Genomic DNA, 26598 nt, shown 5'->3' with positions numbered 1-26598 from the left:
GTAGCGGCTCAGGCCGCCGGCAAGCGCACCACCACGCGCAAGCCGCGCCCGTCCGGGGCGTCGTCCAGCGCAATTTCGCCGGCGTGGCCATGGACGATTTCACGCACGATGGACAGCCCCAGGCCGCTGCCCTGATGATCGCCGGCATCGAGCCGGAAAAAGCGCAGGAAGACCCTTTCGCGCTCGCTCGCCGGAATACCCGGGCCGTTATCAGTCACCGTCAGCACCACCGTGGCCGCCCCCTCCCCACTGTCCTCGCAGGCCACGCCGACCGTCACCAGCCCGCCTTCTGGCGTGTAGCGGATGGCATTGTCGATCAGGTTGGCGATCAGTTCGCGCAGCAGCACCGCCTGCCCGGACACCGTCGCCGCGCCGCAACCGGCGGCCATGCCTTCGACGCCGAGGTCGATGTGCTTGCGCGCCGCCAGCGGCAGCAACTCGACCACCATGTCGCCGGCCAGCGCCGCCATGTCCACCGGTTGCGGCGCCAGGGCCAAGCCGTTGACCGGCTCGGCCCGCGACAGCGACAGCAGCTGGTTGGTCAGCCGGATGGCGCTGCCCAGGCTCTTGTGGAAGGCCTCGACCGCCGGCCGCATGGCCGCCTCATCGTGCTGGCGCAGGGCGTATTCGGCCTGGGTGTTGAGCACGGCGAGCGGCGTGCGCAACTGGTGCGCGGCGTCGGCGATGAAGCGGCGGCGGGCCTCGACCATCTTGTTGATGCGCCCCATATGCTGGTTGATGGCATAGACCAGCGGCGCCACCTCGCGCGGCACCTCGCTCGCCTCGATCGGCGTCAGATCGTCGTCCAGTCGGCTGCGGATGGCCCCGCCCAGGCGTTCGATGGGCTTGAAGGCGCGCCGGGTGGCGAGCAGGGCAACGGCCAGGGCAACGACGACGAGGACGGCCTTGCGGCCGACTTCGCCGAAGAACAGGCTCTGCACCACCTCCTGCCGGGAATTGGTCGTCTCGCCGAGGATGACGATGACCGGCCGCGGGAATTCGGTGCGGTAGAGCGGCTTGAGCATGGCCCCCAGACGCAGGGCCTGCCCGTTGTACACGCCATCGTAGAAGACCGCGACATTGGGCTGCAGCGTGGGCGGCAGGGGCAGCCCCTCGTAGCCGGTGATCTGCTCGCCCCCCTGGTAGGTGACGCCGTAAAAGACGCGGTCGGAACTGCCGGCTTCGAACAGTTCGAGCGCCGAGTACGGAATATCGACCACCACTTCGCTTTCCGTGGCGTAGATACGCTCGGCGATGCCCTTCAGCGAGGCCGACAGCGAGCGGTCGTAGGCCTGGTTGGCGGCGGCCAGCGCGTCGCGGTAGCTGTACCAGGCATCGACCAGCAGCAGCGCCGACAGCACGCCGACCAGCCAGACGACCAGCCCGCGCTTCAGGCTCTTGCGCGGCAGGCTGGCCGGTTCGGCTTCGCTGCCTTGCATCAGGCGGCCGCCTCGCCGGCAGCGTCGACCAGGTAGCCCAGGCCGCGCACGGTGGTCACCGCAACGCCGCTGCCTTCGAGCTTCTTGCGCAGGCGCGACACGTAGATTTCGATGGCCTCGGGCCGGGCGTCCTGCTCCATGCAGAAAACCTTTTCGAACAGCGCATCGCGCGACACCGGCCGGCCGATGCGGCCGAGCAGCGCTTCGAGCACCGCCAGTTCGCGCGGCGTCAGGGACAGGGCCTGGCCGTCGACGGTGGGCAGGCGGCTGACCGTATCGAAAGCCAGGCGGCCGAGGCGAACCACGGGCGTCTGCCCGCTCGACCGGCGAAGCAGTGCTTTCAGCCGGGCTTCCAGTTCGCCCAGTTCGAAGGGCTTGGGCAGGTAGTCGTCGGCGCCGGCATTGAGGCCGCTGATCCGCTCGTCGACCGAACCGCGCGCCGTGAAAATCAGCACCGGCACCCGCGAACCCCTTGCGCGCAGGCTCTTGAGCACATCCAGCCCGTCCTTGCCGGGTAGCGACAGGTCGAGCAGCACGCCGTCGTATTCGCCGGTCAGCAGGTAGTGCTCGGCATGGTCGCCACGGTCGGCAATATCGACCGCATAGCCGGACTGGCGCAGGGATTTGGCCACCCATTCGCACAGTTCCGGATGGTCTTCGACCAGCAGGATTTTCATGTCTTGTCTCCGTTTTGCCGGTTATCCCCGACTTTGCGACGCATTGTTCCGCGTTGATGCAGCGAAAGCAAATCGAAAGCTTGTCCGCCTTAAATGCGATCCCAGCCGGCACCCACCGGTTCGATTGCACATCGACAACAACCTCTCGGAGGAGACAATGCATCATCAATCCCTGTACCGGGCCGTCCTGGCCTGCTTCGCCCCGCTGGCCGTCGCCGGCACCGTCCACGCCGCGCCGCTCGACGACCTGCGCGCCGAAATCGCCGCCCAGAAAGCCCGCCTGGAGAAACTCGAAGAACTGCTGACCGCCACGGCAGCCACCAGCAGCGCGGCCACCAAGAAAGCCGAAGAGGCGACCAAGAAGGCCGACGAAGCGAGCAAGACAGCCCAAGCCGCGGCTGCCGCCGAGCCGGCCAAGAGCAAGGGCCTGTCCATGCCGGACGGCCTGACCATCTACGGCATCATCGATGCCGGCGTCGAATACGGCAACTACGGCCAGGGTTCCCGGGCACGCATCCAGAGCGGCCTCGGTTCGGCCAGCCGCCTCGGCTTCAAGGGGGCGCGTGATTTCGGCGACGACCTCACCGCCTACTTCCAGCTCGAAGCCGGCGTCTCCGTCGATAACGGCCAGAACACCGGCCACTCCTCCAACGTGAGCAACCCGGGCCAGGGCAACGCCTCGTCGGCCTCGGTCAACTCGACCGGCGTCGCCATCTTCTCGCGCAACACCTTCCTCGGCCTGAACAGCAAGACCTTCGGCGATCTGCGCTTCGGTCGGGACTATGCGCCGATCTACTCGATCACCAGCATCTCCGACCCGTTCACCATCGGTGGCGCCACCGCCTTCCGCCTGTGGTCGTCGGCGGCCGCCAGCCGCTTCGACAATGCCGTGTTCTACGCGACGCCGCGTCTTGCCGGCTTCCAGGGCAACATCGCCTACTCGGCCGGTATGGAGAACAACAGCCGAGCCGACGTCGGCGTGACCGGTGGCGCCCCCGGCAACAGCAATACCGGCCCCGAGGGCGAAGGCAAGGGGGTCAGCGCCAGCCTGACCTACGCCAACGGCCCGCTGTTCGTCGGCGCCGGCTACCTCGACTACGCCAAGATGGGCACCGTGACCGCGCCGGCCACCGAGAACGCCCACCGCAAGGCGTGGAACCTGGCCGCCACCTACGACCTGAAATTCGCCAAGCTGTACGGCCAGTTCCTGCATGGCGAGGACACCCAGGAAGGCGCCGCCGTCTACAAGAGCCTGGACCGCAACATCTGGTGGGTGGGCGCCGCCGTGCCCTTCATGGAGCGCCATACCGTGCGCGCCGTCTATGGCCACCTCGACGACCGCCTGAGCACCGACCGCGACTCCGACCACTACGGCGTCGGCTACGAGTTCGCCCTCGACAAGCAGACCGACGTCTACGCCTACTACGCCAAGGTGACCAACAAGAACGGCGGCCAGAACTCGCTGTGCGCCGGCGGCACCTGCCAGGGCTACGACAAGGATTCCGGCCTGCCGCCGAACTTCTCGCCGACCTCGCTGATGCTCGGCGGCCGCTACCGCTTCTGACCAACTAAAAAGATAGCTCACGGGCCGGCATCGAAAGGAATTCGAAAGGTCGGCCCGCTAGCATCACTTCCACAAGGTTCGCCAACGAGCGGGCCGAATGTAAAAATGAACAGACAGGAGACAATCATGAAAATCACTCGTCGCACTTTCCAGCGCGCCCTGCTCGCCGGCCTGATCGCCGGCACCGTCGGCCTGGGCGCCCCGGCCTACGCCCAGTCGGCCGCCGACCTCGTCGCCGCCGCCCAGAAGGAAGGCAAGCTGGTCATCTACGGCGTCACCGACAACGAGCAGACCAACCATCTGATCCGCGAATTCCGCACCCAGTACCCGGCGATCAACGTCGAGTACAGCAACATGAGCACCACCGAGCTGTACAACCGCTTCATTTCGGAATCAGCGGCCGGCAGCTCCGCAGACGTCACCTGGTCGTCGGCCATGGACCTGCAGATCAAGCTGGTCAACGACGGCTACGCCCAGCCGCACAAGTCGGCCGAAACCGCCAAGCTGCCGGAATGGGCCAACTGGAAGAACGAGGCCTTCGGCACCACCTACGAGCCGATCGGCATCGTCTACAACAAGCGGCTGATCCCGGCCGCCGACGTGCCGCAAAGCCACGCCGACTTCATCAAGCTGCTGACCACGCAGACCGACAAGTTCAAGGGCAAGGTCAATACCTACGATCCGGAAAAATCCGGCGTCGGCTTCATGCTGGTCACCCAGGACAAGCAGGTCAATGCCGCCGGTTTCGCCGAACTGCAGAAGGCGCTCGGTGCCGTGCAGGTCCGCGTCCAGGCCTCTACCGGCACGATGATGGAACGCATCGCCTCCGGCGAGAACCTGATCGGTTACAACCTGAACGCCGCCTACGCGCTGACCCGCGCCCAGAAGGACCCGTCGATCGGCATCGTGCTGCCCAAGGACTACACGCTGGTGCTCAGCCGCGTGATGTTCATCGCCAAGAAGGCGAAGAATCCGAATGCCGCCAAGCTGTGGCTCGATTTCATCCTGTCCAAGAAGGGCCAGGAGATCATCGCCAGCAAGTCCGACCTCTACGCCATCCGCCCCGACGTCGAAGGCGATACCACGGCCAGCGGCCTGAAGAAGCAGCTCGGCGACGCGCTGCGCCCGGTCGCCATCAACACCGGCCTGCTTACCTATCTCGACCAGGCCAAGCGTCTCGAATTCCTCAAGCAGTGGAATAGCACGGTCAAGGGCAAGTAAGCCCCGGCCGACCGGCAAGCCCCCGTCGCTCCCATCCCCCGCGGGAGCCCAGGAACCCCCGCCTGGATTCCCCTTAACCCGGGAATGACGGGGAACTTGCGACCAACCGCCTCCCCCTTTCTTCCGAGGTACTCCCATGTTGCAAACATTGCCCCGACGGGTAGTGGTGGCCCTGCTCGCCCTCTCCGTCTTCTTCCCCATCGGGCTGGTGCTCTACCAGAGCATCCTGTCCGGCCCCTTCTTCATGCCGACGGCCGGGCTCAGCCTGGAGTCCTACGCCTTCATCTTCGACGACCCCGATTTCTGGTCGGCGACCAAAAACACGCTGGCCATCGCCGTCGGCATGAGCGCCATCGCCATCCCGCTCGGCGCCATCCTGGCCTTCATCATGGTCCGCACCGACCTGCCCGGCCGCAAGTGGCTGGAGACGCCGATCATGATCCCGATCTTCGTCTCGCCGGTCGTCCTCGGCTTCGGCTACGTCGTGTCGCTCGGCCCGGTCGGTTTCTTCTCGGTGTGGTTCGAGTCGATCTTCGGCAGCGTGCCGTGGAACATCTACTCGCTGGCCTCGATCATCGTCATCGCCGGCCTGACGCATGTGCCGCACGTCTATCTGTACTCCTCGTCGGCCCTGCGCAACCTCGGCTCCGACGTCGAGGAAGCGGCCCGCCTGACCGGCGCCAGCCCCTTCCGCGTCGCCCGCGACGTGTCCATCCCGATGGTCTCGCCGGCCCTGCTCTACGTGGGCGTGCTGGTCTTCTTCCTCGGCTTCGAGATCTTCGGCCTGCCGCTGATCCTCGGCGACCCGGAAGGCCACCTGGTGCTCACCACCTACCTGTACAAGCTGACCAACAAGCTGGGCACCCCGTCCTACCACCTGATGGCGGCGGTGGCGACCTGCATCATCGCGGTGACCTTCCCGCTGGTCCTGCTGCAGCGCTTCCTGCTCAAGTCGGCGCAGCGCTTCGTGGCGATGAAGGGCAAGTCGGCCCGCCAGCGCCCGCTGATGCTCGGCCCGTGGAAGTGGGTGGCCTTCGCCCTGATCCTCGCCTGGCTGTTCTTCAGCGTCGTCGTGCCGGTGGTCGGCATCGCGCTGCGCTCGGTGGTGAGCAGCTGGGGCCAGGGCATCAACCTGCTCGACGTGCTGACCCTCGACCACTTCCGTGCCGTGTTCGACGAATCGACGATGATCCGCTCCATCATCAATTCGCTCCTCATCGGCACCCTGGGCGGCGCCCTGGCGGTCGGCGGCTACCTCGCCATCGGCCTGGTCACGCATCGCAAGAACGACGCCATCTCGCGCTTCGTCGATTACATCGTGCTGACGCCGCGCGCCGTGCCGGGCCTGATGGCCGGTCTGGCCGTGTTCTGGGTCTTCCTGTTCGTGCCTTTCCTGACCCCGCTGCGCTCGACGCTGTTCTCGGTGTGGTTCGCCTACGCCGTGGTCTGGCTGGCCTACGGCATGCGCCTGATCCAGAGCGCGCTGATGCAGGTCGGCCCGGAACTGGAAGAAGCTGGCCGCCTGGTCGGCGCCTCGAATGCCCGCGTCGCCCGCGACATCACCGTGCCACTCATCCGCAACGGCCTGCTCGGCGCCTGGCTGCTCGTCTTCATGATCTTCGAGCGCGAGTACTCGACCGGCGTCTACCTGCTCTCCCCGGGCACCGAGGTGATCGGTGCGCAAATCGTTTCCCTGTGGGCCTCCGGCGCCGTCGATGTGGTCGCAGCCCTGTCCCTGATCAACATGGCCCTGGTCGGCATCGGCCTGGCCATCGCCCTGCGCCTCGGAGTAAAACTTCATGACTGACAAGACCATCCTCGCCGTCGACAACCTCGCCCTGTCCTACGGCAGCAACCCCATCCTGAAGGACGTCTCCATGCAGCTGCGCCGCGGCGAAGTGGTCTCCCTGCTCGGCCCCTCGGGCAGCGGCAAGACCACCCTGCTCCGTGCCGTCGCCGGCCTGGAACAGCCGCATGCCGGCAGCGTCTGCATCGCCGGCCGCGCCATCTACGACGCCGCCGCCAGCATCGACATCCCGGCCGAAAAGCGCGACCTCGGCCTGGTCTTCCAGTCCTACGCGCTGTGGCCGCACAAGACGGTGTTCGACAACGTCGCCTACCCGCTGGTCCTGCGCAAGGTGGCCAAGAACGACATCGTCCAGCGCGTCCATGCGGCACTGAAGAACCTCGGCCTCGACCATCTCGCCGAACGCTACCCGCACCAGTTGTCAGGCGGCCAGCAGCAGCGCGTGTCGATTGCCCGGGCACTGGTCTACAACCCACCGGTCATCCTGCTCGACGAGCCGCTGTCCAACCTCGACGCCAAGATGCGCGAGGAAGCCCGCGCCTGGCTGCGCAACCTGATCGTCGAAATGCAGCTGTCGGCACTGGTCGTCACCCACGACCAGTCGGAAGCGATGGCCATGTCCGACCGCATCCTGCTGTTGAACGGCGGGGTCATCGAGCAGCAGGGGACGCCGACCGAGATGTACGGCCAGCCGCAGACCTATTTCGTCGCCGACTTCATGGGCAGCAACAACATCATGACCGGCCGCATCGGCGACATCCGCGGCGGCGAGGCGCGCATCGACCTCGACAACGGCATTTCGGTCTGGGGCCTGCGCCGGACCAACGCCGCCATCGGCCACGAAGCGAAAGCCGTCATCCGCGTCGAGCAGGTGCACCTGGCCGACGCCGCCGGCGACAACCGGGCCGAAGTCGAACTGGCCACCTCGATGTTCCTCGGCGACCGCTTCGAGTACGTCTTCCACGCCGGCAGCGACCTGCTGCGCGCCTGGGGCAAGCGCCACGAGGATGCCGGCAAGCGCTGGCTGGAATTTCCGCGCGACAGCGTCTGGATTTTCTGATTTCTCCCTGCGGCCAGCGTCCCCTGTGGCCGCAAGCTTGGCGTCCTGCCTGCCGCTGGCAGGACGCTTTTTTTGACCTGCGCTTTGCCCGCTAGCCCGTAAATCTTCCGGCCATGCCCACCCCTATCCGCCGCGTCCTGCGCATCGTCGCCGCCCTGCTCATTGCGGGACTGGCCGGCGCCGCCGCCAGCCACCTCCATTTGCCGCTGCCCTGGATGCTCGGCCCGCTGTTCGCCATCGCCATCCTACGCACCGCCGGCGCCCGCCTCGACGCGCTGCCCGGTGGCCGCCAGGCCGGGCAATGGGCGATCGGCACCGCGCTCGGCCTCTATTTCACGCCGGCCGTGCTCGGCGAACTCGGCCGCCACGTCGTCGCCATTCTGCTCATGGCCGGCAGCGCCGTCGTCTTCGGCCTCATCGCCGCCCGTCTGATCGAACGCTGGGGGCAGGTTTCCGCCGCCACCGCCTTCTTTGCCGGGCTGCCCGGCGGCGCCTCGGAAATGGTCGTCCTGGCCGAACGCCAGGGCGGCGCCCTCGACCGCGTCGCCGCCGCCCATGCCTTGCGCGTCATGCTCGTCGTCAGCCTGATTCCCTTCGCCCTGCATCACGGCGCCAGCAACGGCCACGAGTCGTTCCGCGCCCTGGCCGGCAGCGTCGATTGGCTGCGCTTCCCGCTGCTGGTCGCCGCCTCGCTGGCCGGCGTCTTGCTGTTTGCCAAACTGCGCATCGCCAATGCCTGGGTGCTCGGCCCGCTGCTCATCGTCGGCGGCTTGACCGCCGCCAGCCTGCCATTGAGCAGCCTGCCCGGCTGGCTGGTCAATAGCGGCCAGTTGCTGCTCGGCACCGCGCTCGGCACCCGCTTCTCGCCGGCCTTCTTCCGCGCCGCGCCGCGCTTTCTCGGCGTGTCGGCCCTGGCCACCGGGCTGACCCTGCTCCTCTGCGCGCTGTTCGTCGCCGGGCTCGGCCAACTGATCGCCATTCCGGTGCCCTCGCTGCTGCTCGCCTCTTCCCCCGGCGGCATGGCGGAAATGAGCATCACCGCCCGCGAAATGCACCTCAGCGTGCCGCTGGTCACCGCCACCCACGTGCTGCGTGTCGTGCTGCTCACCGTCTGCGCCCCGCTGCTCTGCCGCCATTACCTGGCCTGGCGCGAAAAACAATTCACCCCCACCAAAGGAGACCAATCATGAATCCATCCACCGCTTCGACTGCCAGTCAGCACGCCGCCCCGCCCAGCGGCCAGCCGACACCGGTCTATCGCGACGAGCGGCAAAGCCCGGCCGTGCCGGCAAGCGTCGAGCGCAACCCCGCCCAGACGGACGACAGTCCGGCCGCCATCCTCGGCTACAACTGAGCCTACGGCCATGCTGTGCCTGGCAGCCCCGCTCAACCACCCGCTGCGCCTGGCGCTGGCCAGCGAGATCCACGCCCGGCCCTTCATGGTGCTCGAAGCGCCGGCCCGCATTTCGCACCTGGCCATCCACACCGACGGCGGCGAGGCCGCGCACGACCAACTGCTCGCCACGCTGTGTGCCCGCTTCGGCGTCGCCCCGCCGGCCGCCGGGGCGCAGTATTTCTTCCACGACTTCGGCCATTTCCGCCTCAAGTGGGAGCGTCATAGCGAGTTCTCGACCTTCAGTTTCGTCGAGGCCGGCGAGGAAGGCGGCGACTTTGCGTTCACCGCCCTGCGCCACGTGCCGGCCGACTGGCTGGCAACGCTGCACGGCTCGGTGATCGTCGCCTCGCACATCATCACCGAACGCGGCGCCCCGCTCGCCATCGCCGATTGGCGGCTCAAGCGGCTGTTCCCGCTGCCGCCCCTGGTCGGCAGCCAAGTGCTGTCGGGCGGTGAAATGTGGACCGATTTTCAGGTCGGGCCGGACGGCTTTTCGAAATTCCTGATCCGCGACACCGATCTGCGCGAATCGCAGATGGGCCGACTGGTCCAGCGCCTGTGCGAAATCGAGACCTACCTGATGATGGCCCTGCTCGCCCTGCCGCTGGCCCGTGAAAGCGCCGTGCTGCTCGGCCGCATCGAGGAGGACCTGACCGAACTGGGCAGCCGGATGAGCAGCCTGGACATCGACGGCGATGCCGAAGGGCTGCTCCGCGATATCGCCCGCCTCGACGCGCAAGTTCGCGCCCAGTCCTTCCGCACCGGCTACCGGTTCAGCGCGGCGCAGGCTTACTACCGCATTGTCGGCGCCCGCATCGGTGAATTGCGCGAAAAGCGCATCGAAGGCGTGCCGACCATAGGCGAATTCATGGAACGGCGCCTCGCCCCGGCGATGGACACCTGCCTGTCGGTCGCCGCCCGCCAGGAGGCACTCGCCGCCCGCATCAGCCGCTCGAACGACATGCTGCGCACCCGGGTCAATCTGGCCCAGGAAAGGCAGACCCAGGGCGTGCTGGAAAGCTTGAACCGCAGCGCCCAGCGCCAGTTGCAATTGCAGCAGGCGGTCGAAGGGCTGTCGGTGGTGGCCATTTCCTATTACGGCATCGGCCTCGCCGGCTATGCGCTGAAGGCGCTCAAGGGCTGGGGTTTCGCCATCCCGGTCGATCAGGTCAGCGGCCTGCTCCTGCCGCTGATCGCCGGCGCCACCTGGCTGGGCATCCGCCGGCTGCACAAACGCCTGCACCCGTAAAGCTGACTGTACCCGGCCGGCCGCACCGGCCAGGGCTCAACCCGAGGCCGGCAGGTCGGCCATGCGTGCCGCCTCGTCGAGCAGCCAGTCGCGGAAGGCGCGCACCACCGGCTGCCCCGCCACCGCCTCGGGAATGACGAGGAAGTAGGCCTGCGGCCGGCGGATCACGATATCGAACAGCTCAACCAGCCGCCCGGCCGCCACCTCGGCCTCGATCAGCGGCTTCGACGCGAGGGCGATACCGACGCCGTCGATGGCCGCCGACAGCACCAGCCCGGAGTCGCTGAAATGCATACCGGCATTGCTGTCGATGCCGCTGACGCCGGCCAGGTTCAGCCATTCGTCCCAGGTCGGCCGCACCATCAGTTCGGGGATGGTGTCGTCATGCAACAGGGCGTGCTGGGCCAGATCGGCCGGCACCTTCAGGGGCTGCGTGCCGGACAGCAGACGCGGGCTGCACACCGCCGTATACACCGGCGAAAACAGGCGCTCGACCTGGCAGCCGGGATACTGGCCGCGCCCGAAGCGGATGAACACCTCGGCCTCTTCCGTCGCGCCGGCCGCATCCTCGACGGCCGGCGCCCCCTCGGCATCGGGCGGGTCGATCATGGCCAGCGAGGCCGTCATGTGCAACTGGATTTCCGGATGGCGCGCCGCGAAGCCGGGCAGATGGCGGATCAGCCAGCGGGCCAGGAAGGTCGGCGGCGACGAGACGAGCAGGCGGCCGCCTTCGTCATGGCGGCGCGTGCTGTCGATGGCGGCGGCGAAGGCATCCAGCCCCTCGCGCACCTTGGGCAGCATGGCCCGCCCCTTGGCGGTCAGCTCGATGGCGCGCGTCAGCCGGTGGAACAGGGGAAAGCCGAGGTAGTCCTCAAGGCCGCGGATCTGGTGGCTGATGGCGGTCGGCGTCACCGACAGTTCTTCGCCGGCCAGTTTGAAGCTGAGGTGGCGGGCAGCGGCCTCGAAGGCGCGCAAGGCATTCAGGGGGGGCAGTCGATACGGCATACAGCTGAGATTTTCTCACGTATCGACTGACAAATCATAGTTTGTTGCAACGCAGCATGCTGCCCTACAGTGGCGGCCGTCCAACACAAAATATATGGAACAGCACATGAACAGCGATCTGAACCTCTATGTCTCCGCCGTGGTTCTCGCCATGGTCCTCGTCCAGACCCTCTTCCACTTCCGCAAGGAAACCCGCAACCTGATCATCACCAGCGCCGGCAAGGCCCTTGCCTGGACGCTCGGCTGGCTGCGGCCGCAAACGCCCAGCAAATAAATCCCTCCGCTCACCGGAGCGGCTCTCCGCAGAAATGCGGCACGGAGCAGGAACAAATGGCGCATCGATCCGATGCGCCATTTTAGTTTGCACGGGGCGGGGCACCGCACCGGTCCAGTTAATGCCATTTGAATCAGCAACCAAAAGCTATCAATCCGATTGACTCAATCAATTAGATCAATCGAACGCACCCTCCTACACTGAGTCCATCAGGTCGGCTCGACCTTGTTCAACCCAGGAGGAAGCCATGATTTCCCGTTTCATCGATCGCTGGTTCGACGAACTGGTGGCCTGGGATTCCTGTATCGATGTCCTGGCCAATCTGCCGGACAACTTTTGACCCGCGCCATCCCACACACCAAGCAGGAGAGACACCATGAACGGCAATAAACTCACCACTGCCGCCGGCTGCCCGGTGGTCGACAACCAGAACACCATGACCGCCGGCCCGCGCGGCCCGGTCTTGCTCCAAGACGTCTGGCTGCTTGAAAAGCTGGCCCACTTCGACCGCGAAGTGATCCCCGAGCGCCGCATGCACGCCAAGGGTTCCGGCGCCTACGGCACCTTCACCGTCACCCACGACATCACGAAATACACCCGCGCCAAGATCTTCAGCCAGATCGGCAAGAAAACCGAGTTGTTCGCCCGCTTCACCACCGTCGCCGGCGAACGCGGCGCGGCCGATGCCGAGCGCGACATCCGCGGCTTTGCGGTCAAGTTCTACACCGAGGAAGGCAACTGGGACCTGGTCGGCAACAACACGCCGGTCTTCTTCCTGCGCGATCCGCTCAAGTTCCCCGACCTCAACCATGCCGTCAAACGCGACCCGCGCACCAACATGCGTTCGGCGACCAACAACTGGGACTTCTGGACCTCGCTGCCGGAAGCCCTGCACCAGATCACCATCGTCATGTCCGACCGCGGCATCCCGGCCACCTACCGCCATATGCACGGCTTCGGCTCGCACACTTTCAGCTTCATCAATGCGCAGAACGAGCGCTACTGGGTCAAGTTCCACCTCAAGTCGCAGCAGGGCATCAAGAACCTGAGTGATGCCGAGGCGACCGAAATCATCGGCCGCGACCGCGAGTCGCACCAGCGCGACCTGCTCAACAGCATCGACAACCGCGACTTCCCGAAATGGACCATGTACGTCCAGATCATGCCGGAGCGTGAAGCCTCGGCCGTGCCGTACAACCCCTTCGACCTGACCAAGGTGTGGCCGCACAAGGACTATCCGCTGATCGAGGTCGGCGTCATGGAACTCAATCGCAATCCGGAAAACTTCTTCGCCGAAGTCGAGCAATCGGCCTTCAACCCGGCCGCCGTCGTCCCCGGCATCGGTTTCTCGCCGGACAAGATGCTGCAGGCGCGGCTCTTCTCCTACGGCGACGCGCAACGCTACCGGCTCGGCGTCAATCATCACCAGATCCCGGTCAATGCGCCGCGCTGCCCGGTGCACAGCTACCACCGCGACGGCCAGATGCGCACTGACGGCAACCACGGCGCGACGCTGGGCTATGAGCCGAACAGCTACGGCCAGTGGCAGGAACAGCCCGATTTCCGCGAGCCGCCGCTGTCGATCGAAGGCGCCGCCGACCACTGGAATCACCGCGAAGACACTGACTATTATTCGCAGCCCGGTGCGCTCTTCCGCCTGATGACGCCGGCCCAGCAGCAGATCCTGTTCGACAACACCGCCCGTGCCATGGGCGATGCGCCGGAGGAGATCAAGCGCCGCCACATCGGCAACTGCGCCAAGGCCGACCCAGCCTACGGCGCCGGGGTCGCCCAGGCACTCGGCCTCGCCGCTTGATCGCTGAACCAAAGTGGAGCGCCCCCGTCAAACGGGGCCTCCGACTTCAACACCAATAAGGAAAACCCATGTCGCAAACTGTCACTCTCGGCGGCAACGCCATCAACGTCGCTGGTCAACTCCCGAAAAAGGGCGACACCGCCCCCGCCTTCTCCCTGGTCGCCAAGGACCTGTCCGACGTTACACTTGCCAGCTTCGCCGGCAAGCGCAAAATCCTGAACATCTTCCCGAGCATCGACACGCCGACCTGCGCCATGTCGGTCCGCCAGTTCAACGCCAAGGCCAACAGCCTGCCCAACACCGCGGTACTGTGCATTTCGGCCGACCTGCCCTTCGCCCAAGCCCGTTTCTGCGGCGCCGAAGGCCTGGACAACGTCGTTACGCTATCCACCATGCGCGGCCGTGACTTCCTCGAAGCCTACGGCGTCGCCATCACCAACGGCCCGCTCGCCGGCGTCGCCGCCCGCGCCGTGGTCGTCGTCGATGAAAACGGCACCGTGATCCACAGCGAACTGGTTCCGGAAATCAAGAACGAGCCGGACTACGCCGCCGCGCTGGCCGTGCTCTGAGTCCTTCGCCATGGCTGACCTCGACTTCAAGACCTTCGAAGGCCAGGCGCTCGCCGAAGGCTTCGACGAAGTCCTGGAACGCACCTGGCCGCCCGACGCCATCGTCGAGTCGCACACCCACCCGTTCGCCGTCAAGGCACGGGTGGTGCGCGGCGAAATGTGGCTGACGGTCGGCCCGGACACCCGCCACCTCCAGCCCGGCGACGAATTCACCCTGGCCCGTGATGAGCTGCATGCCGAACGCTACGGTAGCGCCGGCGCCAGCTATTGGGTGGCGCGCCGCAATTAGCGAAGTGAGTTATGGCCAAGAAATGCTGCCATCACAAGCCCCGGTGCAAAAACTGCCCGCTGCGCAAGCGCAAGTAGGTCGGCGCCAGCCACCCCGCTATGGCCGCCCCGGCGGTTCTTAGCGTGTAGTCTCCGACGACATCTCCATCAACGGCCAACGCGGCTGGACGGCGAAATCGCCGGCTTCCTTGGCCGGCGTTCCGGCCTGCAGGCGCAGGCAGCCGGCCAGGGCGATCATGGCGCCGTTGTCGGTACAGAACTCCAGTTCCGGGTAATAGACGCGGAAACGCTTGCGCTTCGCCTCGTCGTTCAGCGTTGCCCGCAGCTGCTTGTTGGCGCCGACACCGCCGGCCACCACCAGTTGCTTCAGGCCGGTCTGCTTCATGGCCTTCAGCGACTTCTTGACCAACACCTCGACGATGGCTTCCTGGAAAGCGCGTGCCGCATCGGCCTTGAAGGTGTCGGTCAAATCCTCGCCCTGTTCGCGGACCAGGGTCAGCACCGCCGTCTTCAGGCCGGAAAAGCTGAAATTGAGATCGCCGGAATGCAGCATCGGGCGCGGCAGTTCGTGGACGCCGGGCGTCCCCGTTTCGGCCAGTTTCGACAACAGCGCGCCGCCCGGATAAGGCAGGCCGAGCAGCTTGGCGCTCTTGTCGAAGGCCTCGCCGGCCGCGTCGTCGAGCGTTTCGCCGAGCAGTTCGTACTGGCCGACGCCGCTCACCCGCATCAACTGCGTATGGCCGCCGGAAACGAGCAGGGCGACGAAGGGGAAGGTCGGCGGATCGCGCGACAGCAGCGGCGACAGCAGATGGCCTTCGAGGTGGTGCACCGGGATGGTCGGCTTGTCGATAGCCAGGGCGAGCGCTTCGGCGAAGGCACAGCCGACGAGCAGGGCGCCGGCCAGCCCCGGCCCGCGGGTGTAGGCCACGGCATCGATGTCGTTCAACGACTTGCCGGCCTGCCCCAGCGCTTCGCGCAACAAGGGCACGACGCGGCGGATGTGGTCGCGCGAGGCGAGCTCGGGCACGACGCCGCCGTACTCGGCGTGCATCGCCACCTGCGAATGCAAAGCATGGGAAAGGAGACCGGCTTCGCTGTCGTAGAGCGCGATGCCGGTTTCGTCACAGGAGGATTCGACGCCGAGGATCAACATGGCGCTTATTTTACCACTTGATGCAAAAGGGTTTTCTCGCTTAGAATGTTCGGCTCTCCGCAAACCAGCGGAAACAATTTTGCGCGCACTGCCGTTTACTTGACCTGGCAGGCGCCTAACGGAAGGGGGTGATTTAGATGCCGAACATTCGTGTCAAGGAAAACGAGCCGTTCGAAGTGGCCATCCGCCGCTTCAAGCGCACCGTCGAAAAGACTGGTCTCCTGACAGAGCTGCGCGCCCGTGAGTTTTACGAAAAGCCCACCGCCGAGCGCAAGCGCAAGTTGGCCGCTGCCGTTAAACGCCACCACAAGCGTATCCGCAGCATGACCCTGCCGCCGAAGCTGTACTAATCGAGTACGCATCGCCGTAAAAAGAGCCGCCCGCCTTCAACCGCCGGCGGCTTTTTTCTTTGTTTTTCCCAAAAAGCACACCATGAGCCTCAAAGCACGCATCACCGAAGACATGAAGTCGGCCATGAAGGCCAAGGAAGCGGCCAAGCTGTCCGCCATCCGCCTGCTCAACGCTGCCATCAAGCAGAAGGAAGTCGACGAGCGCATCGAACTCGACGACGCCGCCGTGGCTGCGGTGATCGAGAAGTTGGTCAAGCAGCGCAAGGACAGCGTCACCCAGTACGAAGCCGCCAATCGCCAGGACCTGGCCGACATCGAAAAGGCCGAGATCGAAATCCTCTCCGCCTACTTGCCGGAAAAGATGAGCAGCGAGGAAGTCGCTGCCGCCGTCGCCGCCGCCGTCGCGCAGACCGGCGCCAAGGGCCCGGCCGACATGGGCAAGCTGATGGGCGTCCTCAAGCCGCAACTGGCCGGCAAGGCCGACATGGCCGAGGTGTCGAAGCTGGTGAAAGCCGCCCTCGCCGGCTAAAGCAGGAAAATGATCCCGGAGTCGTTCATCCAGGATTTGCTGGCCCGGGTCGACATCGTCGACCTGGTGGACAGCTACGTGCCGCTCAAGAAGGCCGGCGCCAACTACGCCGCCTGCTGCCCCTTCCACAACGAGAAATCGCCATCCTTCACGGTCAGCCCGACCAAGCAGTTCTACCACTGCTTCGGCTGCGGCGCCCACGGCACGGCCATCGGCTTCGTCATGGAATACCAGGGCATGGGCTTCGTCGATGCCATCAAGGATCTGGCCGGGCGCGCCGGCATGGTGGTCCCGGAAAGCGAAGGGCGCAGCTTCCAAGACGAGAAACCGGGGCAGACCCGCACGCTGATCGAAGTCATGGCGCGCGCCGCCGCCTACTACAAGGCGCAGCTCAAGGCTTCGCCGCGCGCCATTGAATACTGCAAGAAGCGCGGCCTGAGCGGCGAAGTGGCCGCCCGCTTCGGTATCGGCTACGCCCCGGATGGCTGGCAGAATCTGGAAGCCGTCTTCGCCGACTACAACGCCGACGAGTTGAAGGTTGCCGGCCTGATCATCGAGAACGAGGCCGGCCGCCGCTACGACCGCTTCCGCGACCGGCTGATGATCCCCATCGTCACCCCCAAGGGCGAGATCATCGCCTTTGGCGGCCGCATCATCGACCAGGGCGAGCCGAAATACCTGAACTCGCCGGAAACGCCGCTCTTCGAAAAGGGCCGCGAGCTATTCGGCCTGCCGCAAGCCCGCCAGGCGCTGCGCGAGACCAATACCGCCATCGTCACCGAAGGCTACATGGACGTCATCGCCCTGTCGCAGAACGGCGTCGGCAACGCCGTCGCCACGCTGGGCACAGCCACCACGCCGACCCATGTGCAGAAACTGCTGCGCCAGGTCGACCGCATCGTCTTCTCCTTCGACGGCGACAACGCCGGGCGCAAGGCCGCCTGGCGCGCCCTGGAAAACGCCCTCGAAGCACTGGCCGACAACAAGCAGATCGGCTTCGTCTTCCTGCCGGCCGAACACGACCCGGACAGCTTCATCCGTGAATTCGGCAAACCGGAATTCGACCGCCTGGTCGCCCAGGCCATGCCGCTGTCCGATTTCCTGCTGCGCGAACTGGCCCAGCGCTGCGACCTGACCAGTTCCGAAGGGAAGGCCCGGCTGATCTACGAAGCCAAGCCGCTGCTCCTCAAGCTGCCAACGCCGCTGCTCCGCCTGCAACTGGTCAAACGCCTGGCCGAGGCCAGCGGTTTCGCCCAGCCCGAAGTCGAGCGCCTGTGCGAGCTGAAGTCCTACACGCCAGCGCCGCCCGCCCGGGCCAAACGCACCGCCCCGTCGCTGACCCGCAACCTGCTACGCATCGTGCTGCACAAGCCGCAGCTGGCCCGGCGCATCCCGGTAGCCCTCCTCCCCGACACCCCGGAACGGCCGGCCCTGGCCCGTCTGCACCAACTGGTTTCGGCCAGCCACGAGACGGCCAGTTACGCCGTTCTGCGCGAACAACTGCGCGGCCTGCCGGAAGAAAGCATCATCGAACACGCCGCGTCGGAACTTCTTGGCCTGCCGTTTGACGAAGAAGGCGCGGACACCGAATTCCAAGACACCCTGGGAAAGCTCCAGGAAGGCGGTGAAAAGCGTGCTTTCAACGAACTGCAGATGAAGGCCCAGCAGTTCGGCGTGGCCGGCCTGAGCGCCGCGGAAAAACAGGCCTACATCCAGTTCCTCACCACCAAGGCTAATCGCAGCTAAGTTGTGGTAAAATCTACGGTTTTCTCGAATTCTATGGATCGCGTTCATGGCTAAGGCAAAAGACACCGCTAAGGAAGCCCCGAAGGCTCGCACCAGCAAGGCCAAGGAAAAGGCCGCCGAAAAGGCGCTGTTGCAGGGCCAGATGGCTGAAACTCCGGAACCGCTCGATGCCGAAGCGCGCAAGATGCGCCTCAAGGCCCTGATCAAGCTGGGCAAGGAACGCGGTTACCTGACCTACGCCGAAATCAACGACCACCTGCCGGACGACGTGGTCGACGCCGAATCCATCGAAGCGATCATCTCGACCTTCAGCGAAATGAGCATCCAGGTCTTCGACGAAGCCCCGGCTGCCGAAGACCTGCTGATGTCCGACAACGCCGTGGCCGCCGCTGACGACGAGGAAGTCGAAGCGCAGGCCGAACAGGCGCTGTCCACCGTCGATTCCGAATTCGGCCGCACCACCGACCCGGTCCGCATGTACATGCGTGAAATGGGCTCGGTCGAACTCCTCACCCGCGAAGGCGAAATCGAGATCGCCAAGCGCATCGAGGAAGGCCTCAAGCACATGATCCAGGCGATTTCCGCCTGCCCGACCACCATCGTCGACATCCTCGACATGGCCGCCAAGGTCGAAACCGACGAAATGCGCATCGACGAACTGGTCGATGGCCTGATCGACCCGAACGCCGTCGAGGAAGCTCCGGCCGCCGAAATGCCGGAAGCCGACGAAGAAGAAGAGGACGATGAAGGCGACGAAGACGGCGAAGGCGGTGGCGGCGGTGCCGCTGCGGCTTCCCTGCTGCAACTGAAGACCGACGCCCTTGAGCGCTTCAAGACTATCAAGGGCATCCACGCGAAGATGCAGAAGGCGCTGTCGAGCAAGGGTTCGCAGGACAAGGCCTACCTCAAGCTGCTGCAGCAACTGTCCGACGAGCTGATGAACATCCGCTTCACCTCGCGCTCCATCGAGCGCCTGTGCGACAGCGTGCGCGGCATGGTCGAGCAGGTCCGCGGCTGCGAGCGCAAGATCCAGCAAATCTGCGTGGACCGCGTCAAGATGCCGCGCCCGCACTTCATCCAGTCCTTCCCGGGCAACGAAATCAACCTCGACTGGGCCGACGCCGAAGTGGCCGCCGCCCCGAAGACCTACGTCGCAATCCTGACCCGCAACGCCCCGGACATCAAGGAAGAGCAGAAGAAGCTGCTCGCCCTGCAAGACCGCATCGGCATTTCGCTGAAGGAACTGAAGGACATCAACAAGCAGATGTCCACCGGCGAAGCCAAGGCCCGCCGCGCCAAGCGCGAAATGACCGAGGCCAACCTGCGTCTGGTCATCTCGATCGCCAAGAAGTACACCAACCGCGGCCTGCAGTTCCTCGACCTGATCCAGGAAGGCAACATCGGCCTGATGAAGGCGGTGGACAAGTTCGAATACCGTCGCGGCTACAAGTTCTCCACCTACGCCACGTGGTGGATCCGCCAGGCCATCACCCGCTCCATCGCCGACCAGGCGCGGACCATCCGTATTCCGGTGCACATGATCGAAACGATCAACAAGATGAACCGGATCAGCCGCCAGATTCTGCAGGAAACCGGCGTCGAGCCGGATCCGGCCACGCTGGCCAAGAAGATGGACATGCCGGAAGACAAGATCCGCAAGATCATGAAGATTTCCAAGGAGCCGATCTCCATGGAAACCCCGATCGGCGACGACGACGATTCGCATCTGGGCGACTTCATCGAGGACTCCGCCACGCTGGCCCCGGCCGATGCGGCGATGTACTCCAGCCTGCGCGGCGTGACCAAGGAAATCCTCGACACCCTCACCACGAGGGAAGCCAAGGTCCTGCGCATGCGCTTCGGCATCGAAATGAACACCGACCACACCCTCGAGGAAGTCGGCAAGCAATTCGACGTCACCCGCGAACGCATCCGCCAGATCGAAGCAAAGGCCCTGCGCAAGCTGCGCCACCCGACCCGCTCGGACAAACTGCGCAGCTTCATCGACACCAACAACAACTAAGGTTTCCGGGCCTGTAGCTCAGTTGGTTAGAGCAGAGGACTCATAATCCTTTGGTCCACGGTTCAAGTCCGTGCGGGCCCACCAAACACCGCCTTGAATACTAAGGCAATTTCGGCTGATCCGGCAAATCCGGACAGCCGATTTTTCTTTCTGACGCTCCGATCTACAGTCTGGTTAAAGTCAGACCCGAATTCCCACCCAGGCTTGATGGGAAAACTGCCACTACTCAGCCAATGCATACCGCCTCACCAATCGTGCGGCAATGCTTATCCGCCACGGTAGCTGAGCGGCTAACAACGCGTTGACGGCGCAGCGGTTATTCGCCTCCATAGGACGACACCTTGGCTCCGATGAATTATTGACCTTGGATTAGTTCATTGGACTGAGTACGCAGTACTTATTCGCCTACCCGCCTACTCCTGGTTTTGAGGAGACGATAGGTGGCCAAAAGCTTGACAAATCAATCAATCCAATTTAGCCTGAAAAAACTGCTTAAATTTAGCAGCCGGGTTTGGCGACTCGGAAATCAGAGGCGGACGGCCGCCATTGCGGCTTTTTTTACGTCCGTTGCATGGCATGCCCTATGGAAAACCGCCCCCGCCGCTACGCAGCAGGGGCAAGCATGCCGCCAGGGCGTGCCACAACCACCAATCGATGCCATTTGTATAAATAGTTCATAATCCAGGATTCCAGCTAAATACCTGTTGATTATCGAATGACCATTAAATTGCGCGAAGAGGATTTACTTAAGGCGGCTGGCGCTGTTGGGGCGCTGCTCCCATGTGCGGCTAGCGTTGCTGTAGGAATTTCGTTTCTTGCATATTTCGCCGGGTGGCGCGATGCCAACGCTTATTTCACTGCCCTAGGAGCGCCCTGGGTAGTTTCGCTACTTCCCGCGAGCCGCCTTCTCTATTTAAGCGGCGAGTTTGTTGCTGGAATTCTTGTATGCGCGTTCCTCGCTATGAATTCCGTTGTTTCTGGCGAGATAGGACTGAAAGGCCTTCGTCGATGGTCGTGGATCGCTTTTGCACTCGCTATGCTATCAGGCATAAATGCGCACTTGCTGCCTCCGACCTTGGTCTCACCAAAGGTCGCTTGGGGACTGTCCAATTTTGCGGGCCTTTGCATTGCCGTTGCTTCTGGAGCTACGTTAGGTGAAGTGGTAATTCGCTTGAAGGACAACGAGTTGCGGTGGACGGCATCGCACGCATATTCAATTTATTTAGCTGTCTTTATCGGCTTGTATTGGATGCCATCACAGATAGGGACGGCGAGGGCCAAATACCACCTCGCCTCTCTGGAGGCCACATTGCCAGCAGTTCGTCTAACCACACCCGCCACCAATGAAAACTGGCGGTTAGTTGAGGCGATAGGTGAGTCTGTACTGATTATGGACCGCTAAATGGCCACGACACAGCCGCTGTTCAGGAGGGTCAAGACAACCGATATATCGTCAATCAATGCCACCGATGCCCAAGCAATCAAGTAAGCACCAACTTTAACCGGCTATCGTATTGAGGAAGTGAGACCCAATCATCAAAAAGCCCGGCTGGAGCCGGACTTTTTCGTTTCAGCGACCGCCGAGAATCAGCGTTCGCTCAGCCGCTTGCCGAAGGAAACCGCATAGGTCGGCGAGCGGAAGCGCAGGATCGGGTCGTCGGTCGGCTGGATTCCGGGGGCCATGACCAGCGGATCGAAATTGATCGGCTCGCACGGCGCGCCCTTCTGCGCCTCGGCACGGCTGATGGTCAGCGTGCCGGCCTTGATGCGCGGGCGCTCGGCCGGCCACAGGACGGTCGGATCGGTCTCGCTGTCGCCCGGCTGGCCGATGCTGACCAGCATGTCCCAGCGCGCCGGCCCCTGCTTGGTCCGCTCGATCAGCGCCGACTCCAGGAAATTGGCGCCGGCCGTCTTCAGTTCGTCGTCACTCAGGCGCTTTTCGCCGTCCTGCGGCACGAATTGCCAGCGCACCAGCGTCGCCGTGCCCTTCTTGTCGATGAACTTGAAGGTGTGGATGCCCCAGTAGCTGCTGCTGGCGTAGCTGGCCGGCGGATTGTTGCTGGCCAGGTAATCGGCCTGCGCCAGGTTGTCCGGATGGCTGGCCTTGAAGGCCTTCATCTTTTCCGGGTCGGGTTTGCCGGTCGCCGGATCGGGTTTCAAGGCCAGCATCAGGTCGAGGAAGGTCTGCGGCTGCGCGGCACCGAACATCGGCGTGTTGAGCATGGTGATGTGGTGCAACTTGCCTTTCGGCAACTGGAATTCGAGCGCCATGCCGCGCCCGCTCTTGGCCACGTCCGGCACTTTCGTGTTGCCGCCGGACACCGAGAAGCGAGCGACGACCGGAACCGGCTTGCCGGAGAACAGCGGCGATTTGCTTAGGCGGGCCGCCTTGCGCGTGCCGACGAATTCGCCAGCCGCACAGGTGCCTTTGATGTGGTTGCGCCGCTCGCCGGGGGTGACGCCGAACACGCCTTCGATGGCGCCGACCACCAGATCGGCGCCGGGCTGGGCATTATCGGCCAGCAGCGGCGGGGAAATAATCAGCGCCGCCAGGGCGAGCATGGGCGTGGCAAGACTGGTTTTCTGCATGGGGTACTCCTCGGGGTTAAGTTTATTTTTGTTCCAGCTGGTCGTAGACAGCGGTCGCCACCTTGGCCAGTTCGCCCTTGTCGATGCCGGCCGACAGGGCGTAGCCGAACTTGCCGTCCACCCAGTAGAAGACGTTGACCGGGCCTTCGCGGGCGAAGCGGAAGCCGGTGTCGCGCTTCTCGGTGCCTTCGGTGGTCACGTACAGCGTCATGCGCTGGCCGCTGGCGTCGTGATACATGAACTGGGCGACCGGGCCGCTGTTGCCGGGCAGCAGGCGGCCGCCGACCAGTTCGTAGCCGAGCCCGCCCAGCTTGGGCGGCCGGACCGAGGTGCCGAGCCGCTTGCTCAGCCATTTGACCAGGGCTTCTTCCTGATCGGCCCCTACCTCGACCGGACGACGCACATCCGGGCTATAGACCACGTGTGCCACTGCCGCCTGATGCGAGAGAGGAACCAGGCGGGCCACGCGGTCCGGCCCGTACTGACCGTGCGCCAGCCAGCCGCCGACACCGCCCAAGGTGGCCACCAGCAGGCCGGCCGCGATGCGCTGCCACAGGCCGCCGCCCGGCCAGCCACCACCGGCTGGCGCGCGCAACGGTTGCACGGTCAAGGCATGCAGGCGTTCCGGCAGTGGCTCATCGAGCACGGGCTGGAACAGGGCTTTGAGCGCCAGCTTCTGGGCGCGATAGGCGGCGACCCGCTCGGCATCGGCCGGATGGCGGGCCAGGTGTTCCTCCACCGCCGCCCGATGCTCATCGGTCAGGGCATCATCGACGTAGGCGTGCAGTTCTTCTTCGGTGATCGGGTGCGAGGTCATCGGACGACTCTCAGATTGGCAGTCGGCTGGCGGCCTTCCATGACCTGGCGCAGCCGTTCGCGTCCGCGCGACAGGCGGGACATCACGGTGCCGACGGGAATGCCGAGCAAGGCGGCGATGTCGGCGTAGCTCATTTCCTCCAGGGCGACGAGAAGCAGGATCTGGCGCTGCTCCTCGGGCACCTGGCGGAGGGCGGATTCGAGGTCCATCACTTCGAGCAGGTCGCTCTGCGTGGGCCGGACGGGCACCTCGGCGGCTTCATCGTCGTCGAGCGAGGTGGTCGCTAGGCCACCGCGGCGCAACTGGTCGATGCGTAGGTTGTGCATGATGCCGAACAGCCAGGCGCGCAGATCGCTGCCCGGCCGCCACTGGGCAAGCCGGCTCCAGGCGCGTTCCAGGGTGTCTTGCACGAGGTCGTCCGCCGCCGCGCGGTCGCCGAGCATCGCCCGCGCATAGCGGCGCAGGCGGGGCAATTCGGCGAGGATGGCGCGGCTATCCACGTTTCCGGGTTACGGCTTGGCGATATGCCAGACGTTGTTGAAACCGTCGCCGGTCTTGTCGCCCGGCTTCTGGTCCTTGGACCAGTAGTACAGCGGCTTGCCCTTGAAGGCCCACTGTTTCTTGGCGTCGTCGCGCATGACGATGCTGTAGTCGCCGCTCGCCGTGTCGCCATCCATCGCCATCAGCGGCGGCCAGTTGGTGGCGCATGGGCCGTTGCACATGCTCTTGCCGCTGCCGGCCGTGTCCTTGTCGAAAACGTACAGGGTCATGCCGTTGGCGCCGGTCAGCACGCCGTCCGACATCTTCGCCGGGGCGGCGCTATACATACCGCCGCCGGCACAGGCAGCCAGGGTCAGCGACAGCAGCAGGGCGGAAATCAGTTTGGTTTTTTTCATGATGGCCTCCGTTGGTTATGGGGTGCTACACCTTCGTAAACGGAAGCGGCCATCGTTTTATTCCCTAATTTTTTCCGAGGCGCCACAAGGAGGTGACTTCAGCCGCCCGCGCCACATGCAGCGGGTCGCTGGCATCCTGCGCCTTGGGGTGCTTGGGCCGGGTATCGAGCCGGCCGATCACCTGCAGGCCGGCATCGGCGATCCACGCCAGCAACTGCTCGCGCGAGCGCAGGCCGAGCAGTTCGGCGATGTCGGAAATGATCAGCCAGCCCTCGCCGCCATCGGCCAGATGGGCCGCCAGATCGGCCAGGAAGCCACGCAGCATGCGCGAATCCGGATCGTACACGGCGTATTCGACCGGCGAAGTCGGCTGCGCCGGCAACCACGGCGGATTGCAGACGACCAGCGGTGCCTGGCCTTCCGGGAACAGGTCGGCCTTGATGATCTGCACGTTGGTCGCCAAGCCCAGCTTTTCGATGTTTTCGGTCGCGCAGGCCAGCGCCCGTTCGTCCTGGTCGGTGGCGACGATGCGCGGCACGCCACGTCGGGCGAGCACGGCGGCGATGATGCCGGAGCCGGTGCCGATGTCGAAGGCCCGCTCACAACCGGCCGGGATCGGGGCCGACGCGAGCAGATCGACATACTCGCCGCGTACCGGCGAGAAGACGCCGTAATGCGGGTAAATCCGCCCCTGCACGGCGGGCACCGGTACGCCCTTCTTGCGCCACTCGTGGGCGCTGATCACGGCGAGCAGTTCGCGCAGGGCGACCAGCGAATCCTCACCGCCGGCTTCGCCGTAGGCGGCACGGCAGGCTTCGGCCACCTCCTGCGCCCGGCGCAGCGGCACGGTGTAGTCGGCATTGAGCGGCACGAGCAGGCGATTGAGCAGGGCGGCCCGCTTGCCCTGCGTCTCACGGTGACGGGCAAAGGCCTCAGCCGGCGTCTTCGGCGCCTTGCCGCGTGGCGCCCCGAAACGGCGGTCGGCACGCTTGGTCAACGCCTGCATTAGGTGCCGGGCATTGACCCAGTCGCCGCGCCAGAGCAGCGCCGTGCCGGCTTCGAGCAGGCGGTAGGCATCGTCGGCCGCCGTCCGGTCGTCGGCGATGCGGATGTCGGCATGCGGCGCGATGCCGGCTTCCGAACGCCAGCGGGCCACATGCTCCTGATTGGCTTCCTGCCAGCGAATGGGGGGAAATTGAGTCGATTGCATGCCGCATTGTAGGGCACTTCCGGCACGCCCTTTAGTCATACAATGCCCCGCATCCCCCAGCCGACAAGACCAAGCATGAAATTCGAAGGTACCGATAGCTACGTCGCGACGCGCGACTTGACCCTGGCGGTCAATGCCGCCGTCGCCCTGCAACGCCCGCTGCTCATCAAGGGCGAGCCGGGCACCGGCAAGACGCTGCTCGCCGAGGAGGTGGCGCGGGCGCTGAACATGCCGCTGTTCCAGTGGCATGTCAAATCGACGACCAAGGCGCAGCAGGGCCTCTACGAGTACGACGCGGTGTCGCGGCTGCGCGACTCGCAACTCGGCGATCCGCGCGTCGAGGACATCTCGCATTACATCGTGCATGGCGTGCTGTGGCAGGCCTTTGAATGCGATGAGCCGTCGGTGGTGCTGATCGACGAGATCGACAAGGCCGACATCGAGTTCCCTAACGACCTGCTGCGCGAACTCGACCGCATGGAATTCCACTGCTACGAGCTGCACCGGACCATCAAGGCCAAGCACCGGCCGCTGATCATCATCACCTCGAACAACGAGAAGGAGCTGCCCGACGCCTTCCTGCGCCGCTGCTTCTTCCACTACATCAAGTTCCCGGACAAGGAGACCATGCAGCGCATCGTCGATGTGCATTTCCCGGCGCTCAAACACGAGTTGCTCAAGGAAGCGCTGGAGGTCTTCTTCGACCTGCGCGAGATCCCCGGCCTGAAGAAGAAGCCGTCGACCAGCGAACTGATCGACTGGCTGAAGCTGCTGCTGGCCGAGGACATCCCGCCGGAAGCCCTGCGCGCCAAGGATGCCAAGGACGCCATCCCGCCGCTGCACGGCGCGCTGCTCAAGAACGAACAGGACGTGCATCTGTTCGAGCGCCTGGCCTTCATGAGCCGCCGCAAGCCGTAACC

26 protein-coding genes and 1 tRNA gene are annotated in these 26598 nt (G+C 64.8%); 18 read left to right on the top strand and 9 right to left on the bottom strand.

What is annotated here, in order from left to right; translation table 11 throughout:
- Positions 1 to 8 precede the first annotated feature (8 nt).
- Positions 9 to 1439 carry a sensor histidine kinase gene (locus tag LZ012_RS05120; protein WP_275708228.1) on the bottom strand — a complete coding sequence of 477 codons (1431 nt, stop codon included), beginning with the start codon at positions 1437 to 1439 and terminating at the stop codon, positions 9 to 11.
- Positions 1439 to 2116 (bottom strand): response regulator, encoded by a 678-nt coding sequence (locus tag LZ012_RS05115; RefSeq protein WP_275708226.1) that lies wholly within the window; start codon positions 2114 to 2116, stop codon positions 1439 to 1441. Before LZ012_RS05115 ends, LZ012_RS05120 begins: the two co-directional genes overlap by 1 nt.
- Positions 2117 to 2273: 157 nt before the next feature.
- Here LZ012_RS05115 and LZ012_RS05110 point away from each other — a divergent pair, with 157 nt between their 5' ends.
- The 7 genes from LZ012_RS05110 to LZ012_RS05080 all read left to right on the top strand — a co-directional run bounded on the left by LZ012_RS05110 (position 2274) and on the right by LZ012_RS05080 (position 10413).
- The gene (locus LZ012_RS05110) at positions 2274 to 3680 is read left to right on the top strand and encodes a porin (RefSeq protein WP_275708224.1); all 1407 of its coding nucleotides are present in this window, start codon (positions 2274 to 2276) and stop codon (positions 3678 to 3680) included.
- Positions 3681 to 3806: 126 nt separating this feature from the next.
- Positions 3807 to 4901 carry an ABC transporter substrate-binding protein gene (locus tag LZ012_RS05105; RefSeq protein WP_275708222.1) on the top strand — a complete coding sequence of 365 codons (1095 nt, stop codon included), beginning with the start codon at positions 3807 to 3809 and terminating at the stop codon, positions 4899 to 4901.
- A 136-nt stretch (positions 4902 to 5037) separates the two neighbouring features.
- A complete protein-coding gene (locus LZ012_RS05100) occupies positions 5038 to 6708 on the top strand; it encodes an ABC transporter permease (protein WP_275708220.1) in 1671 nt (556 codons plus the stop codon).
- Positions 6701 to 7768, top strand: coding sequence for an ABC transporter ATP-binding protein (locus tag LZ012_RS05095; RefSeq protein WP_275708218.1), 1068 nt, complete (start codon positions 6701 to 6703; stop codon positions 7766 to 7768). The genes LZ012_RS05100 and LZ012_RS05095 overlap by 8 nt, the downstream gene beginning before the upstream one ends.
- Before the next feature lie 113 nt (positions 7769 to 7881).
- Positions 7882 to 8958, top strand: a complete 1077-nt coding sequence (locus tag LZ012_RS05090; protein WP_275708216.1) for an AbrB family transcriptional regulator — start codon at positions 7882 to 7884, stop codon at positions 8956 to 8958.
- A complete protein-coding gene (locus LZ012_RS05085) occupies positions 8955 to 9122 on the top strand; it encodes a hypothetical protein (RefSeq protein WP_275708214.1) in 168 nt (55 codons plus the stop codon). Before LZ012_RS05090 ends, LZ012_RS05085 begins: the two co-directional genes overlap by 4 nt.
- A 10-nt stretch (positions 9123 to 9132) precedes the next feature.
- On the top strand, positions 9133 to 10413 hold the full coding sequence (locus tag LZ012_RS05080) for a DUF3422 family protein (RefSeq protein WP_275708212.1): 1281 nt from the start codon (positions 9133 to 9135) through the stop codon (positions 10411 to 10413).
- Positions 10414 to 10449: 36 nt separating this feature from the next.
- Here the strand turns inward: LZ012_RS05080 and gcvA are convergent, their stop codons facing one another.
- A complete protein-coding gene (gcvA, locus tag LZ012_RS05075; protein ID WP_275708210.1) occupies positions 10450 to 11418 on the bottom strand; it encodes a transcriptional regulator GcvA in 969 nt (322 codons plus the stop codon).
- Between the two features lie 106 nt (positions 11419 to 11524).
- Between gcvA and LZ012_RS05070 the strand changes: the two genes are divergently transcribed.
- The 4 genes from LZ012_RS05070 (at position 11525) to LZ012_RS05055 (ending at position 14366) form a co-directional block, all read left to right on the top strand.
- Positions 11525 to 11692 carry a hypothetical protein gene (locus LZ012_RS05070; protein WP_275708208.1) on the top strand — a complete coding sequence of 56 codons (168 nt, stop codon included), beginning with the start codon at positions 11525 to 11527 and terminating at the stop codon, positions 11690 to 11692.
- 376 nt (positions 11693 to 12068) lie between these two features.
- Positions 12069 to 13508 carry a catalase KatE2 gene (gene katE2, locus LZ012_RS05065; protein ID WP_275708206.1) on the top strand — a complete coding sequence of 480 codons (1440 nt, stop codon included), beginning with the start codon at positions 12069 to 12071 and terminating at the stop codon, positions 13506 to 13508.
- Between the two features lie 68 nt (positions 13509 to 13576).
- Positions 13577 to 14077, top strand: a complete 501-nt coding sequence (gene tpx, locus LZ012_RS05060) for a thiol peroxidase (RefSeq protein WP_275708204.1) — start codon at positions 13577 to 13579, stop codon at positions 14075 to 14077.
- Between the two features lie 10 nt (positions 14078 to 14087).
- Positions 14088 to 14366, top strand: a complete 279-nt coding sequence (locus tag LZ012_RS05055; protein WP_275708201.1) for a cupin domain-containing protein — start codon at positions 14088 to 14090, stop codon at positions 14364 to 14366.
- A 117-nt stretch (positions 14367 to 14483) separates the two neighbouring features.
- On the opposite strand, the gene tsaD is transcribed toward LZ012_RS05055, so the two are convergent.
- Complete coding sequence (tsaD, locus tag LZ012_RS05050; RefSeq protein WP_275708199.1) at positions 14484 to 15518, bottom strand: tRNA (adenosine(37)-N6)-threonylcarbamoyltransferase complex transferase subunit TsaD; 1035 nt, start codon at positions 15516 to 15518, stop codon at positions 14484 to 14486.
- A 137-nt stretch (positions 15519 to 15655) separates the two neighbouring features.
- On the opposite strand from tsaD, the gene rpsU reads away from it, so the two are divergent.
- The 6 genes from rpsU to LZ012_RS05020 all read left to right on the top strand — a co-directional run bounded on the left by rpsU (position 15656) and on the right by LZ012_RS05020 (position 21568).
- Entirely contained in the window at positions 15656 to 15868 is a 213-nt protein-coding gene (gene rpsU, locus LZ012_RS05045) for a 30S ribosomal protein S21 (RefSeq protein ID WP_275708197.1), read from the top strand.
- An 82-nt stretch (positions 15869 to 15950) separates the two neighbouring features.
- Positions 15951 to 16397, top strand: a complete 447-nt coding sequence (locus LZ012_RS05040; protein ID WP_275708195.1) for a GatB/YqeY domain-containing protein — start codon at positions 15951 to 15953, stop codon at positions 16395 to 16397.
- A gap of 9 nt (positions 16398 to 16406) precedes the next feature.
- On the top strand, positions 16407 to 18143 hold the full coding sequence (dnaG, locus tag LZ012_RS05035) for a DNA primase (RefSeq protein ID WP_275708193.1): 1737 nt from the start codon (positions 16407 to 16409) through the stop codon (positions 18141 to 18143).
- 46 nt (positions 18144 to 18189) lie between these two features.
- Positions 18190 to 20166, top strand: coding sequence for an RNA polymerase sigma factor RpoD (gene rpoD / locus LZ012_RS05030; RefSeq protein WP_275708191.1), 1977 nt, complete (start codon positions 18190 to 18192; stop codon positions 20164 to 20166).
- 7 nt (positions 20167 to 20173) lie between these two features.
- Positions 20174 to 20250, top strand: a tRNA-Ile gene (locus LZ012_RS05025).
- Positions 20251 to 20881: 631 nt separating this feature from the next.
- Entirely contained in the window at positions 20882 to 21568 is a 687-nt protein-coding gene (locus LZ012_RS05020; protein WP_275708189.1) for a hypothetical protein, read from the top strand.
- A gap of 185 nt (positions 21569 to 21753) precedes the next feature.
- On the opposite strand, the gene LZ012_RS05015 is transcribed toward LZ012_RS05020, so the two are convergent.
- From LZ012_RS05015 to LZ012_RS04995, 5 genes are all read right to left on the bottom strand, one after another.
- Complete coding sequence (locus tag LZ012_RS05015) at positions 21754 to 22755, bottom strand: catalase family peroxidase (RefSeq protein WP_275708187.1); 1002 nt, start codon at positions 22753 to 22755, stop codon at positions 21754 to 21756.
- 22 nt (positions 22756 to 22777) lie between these two features.
- On the bottom strand, positions 22778 to 23572 hold the full coding sequence (locus LZ012_RS05010) for an anti-sigma factor family protein (RefSeq protein WP_275708185.1): 795 nt from the start codon (positions 23570 to 23572) through the stop codon (positions 22778 to 22780).
- Positions 23569 to 24072 (bottom strand): RNA polymerase sigma factor, encoded by a 504-nt coding sequence (locus LZ012_RS05005; protein WP_275708183.1) that lies wholly within the window; start codon positions 24070 to 24072, stop codon positions 23569 to 23571. The genes LZ012_RS05010 and LZ012_RS05005 overlap by 4 nt, the downstream gene beginning before the upstream one ends.
- Positions 24073 to 24081: 9 nt before the next feature.
- Positions 24082 to 24468, bottom strand: a complete 387-nt coding sequence (locus LZ012_RS05000; protein WP_275708181.1) for a COG4315 family predicted lipoprotein — start codon at positions 24466 to 24468, stop codon at positions 24082 to 24084.
- A gap of 64 nt (positions 24469 to 24532) precedes the next feature.
- Positions 24533 to 25678, bottom strand: coding sequence for a class I SAM-dependent methyltransferase (locus LZ012_RS04995; protein ID WP_275708179.1), 1146 nt, complete (start codon positions 25676 to 25678; stop codon positions 24533 to 24535).
- Positions 25679 to 25753: 75 nt separating this feature from the next.
- Between LZ012_RS04995 and LZ012_RS04990 the strand changes: the two genes are divergently transcribed.
- The gene (locus LZ012_RS04990) at positions 25754 to 26596 is read left to right on the top strand and encodes an AAA family ATPase (RefSeq protein WP_275708177.1); all 843 of its coding nucleotides are present in this window, start codon (positions 25754 to 25756) and stop codon (positions 26594 to 26596) included.
- Positions 26597 to 26598: the final 2 nt, after the last annotated feature.

The organism is Dechloromonas hankyongensis, assembly GCF_022012295.1.
Classification (GTDB): Bacteria; Pseudomonadota; Gammaproteobacteria; order Burkholderiales; family Rhodocyclaceae; genus Azonexus; species Azonexus hankyongensis.
Note: the sequence above shows the minus strand (reverse complement) of the source record. Positions and strands in the feature narration are given on the sequence as shown.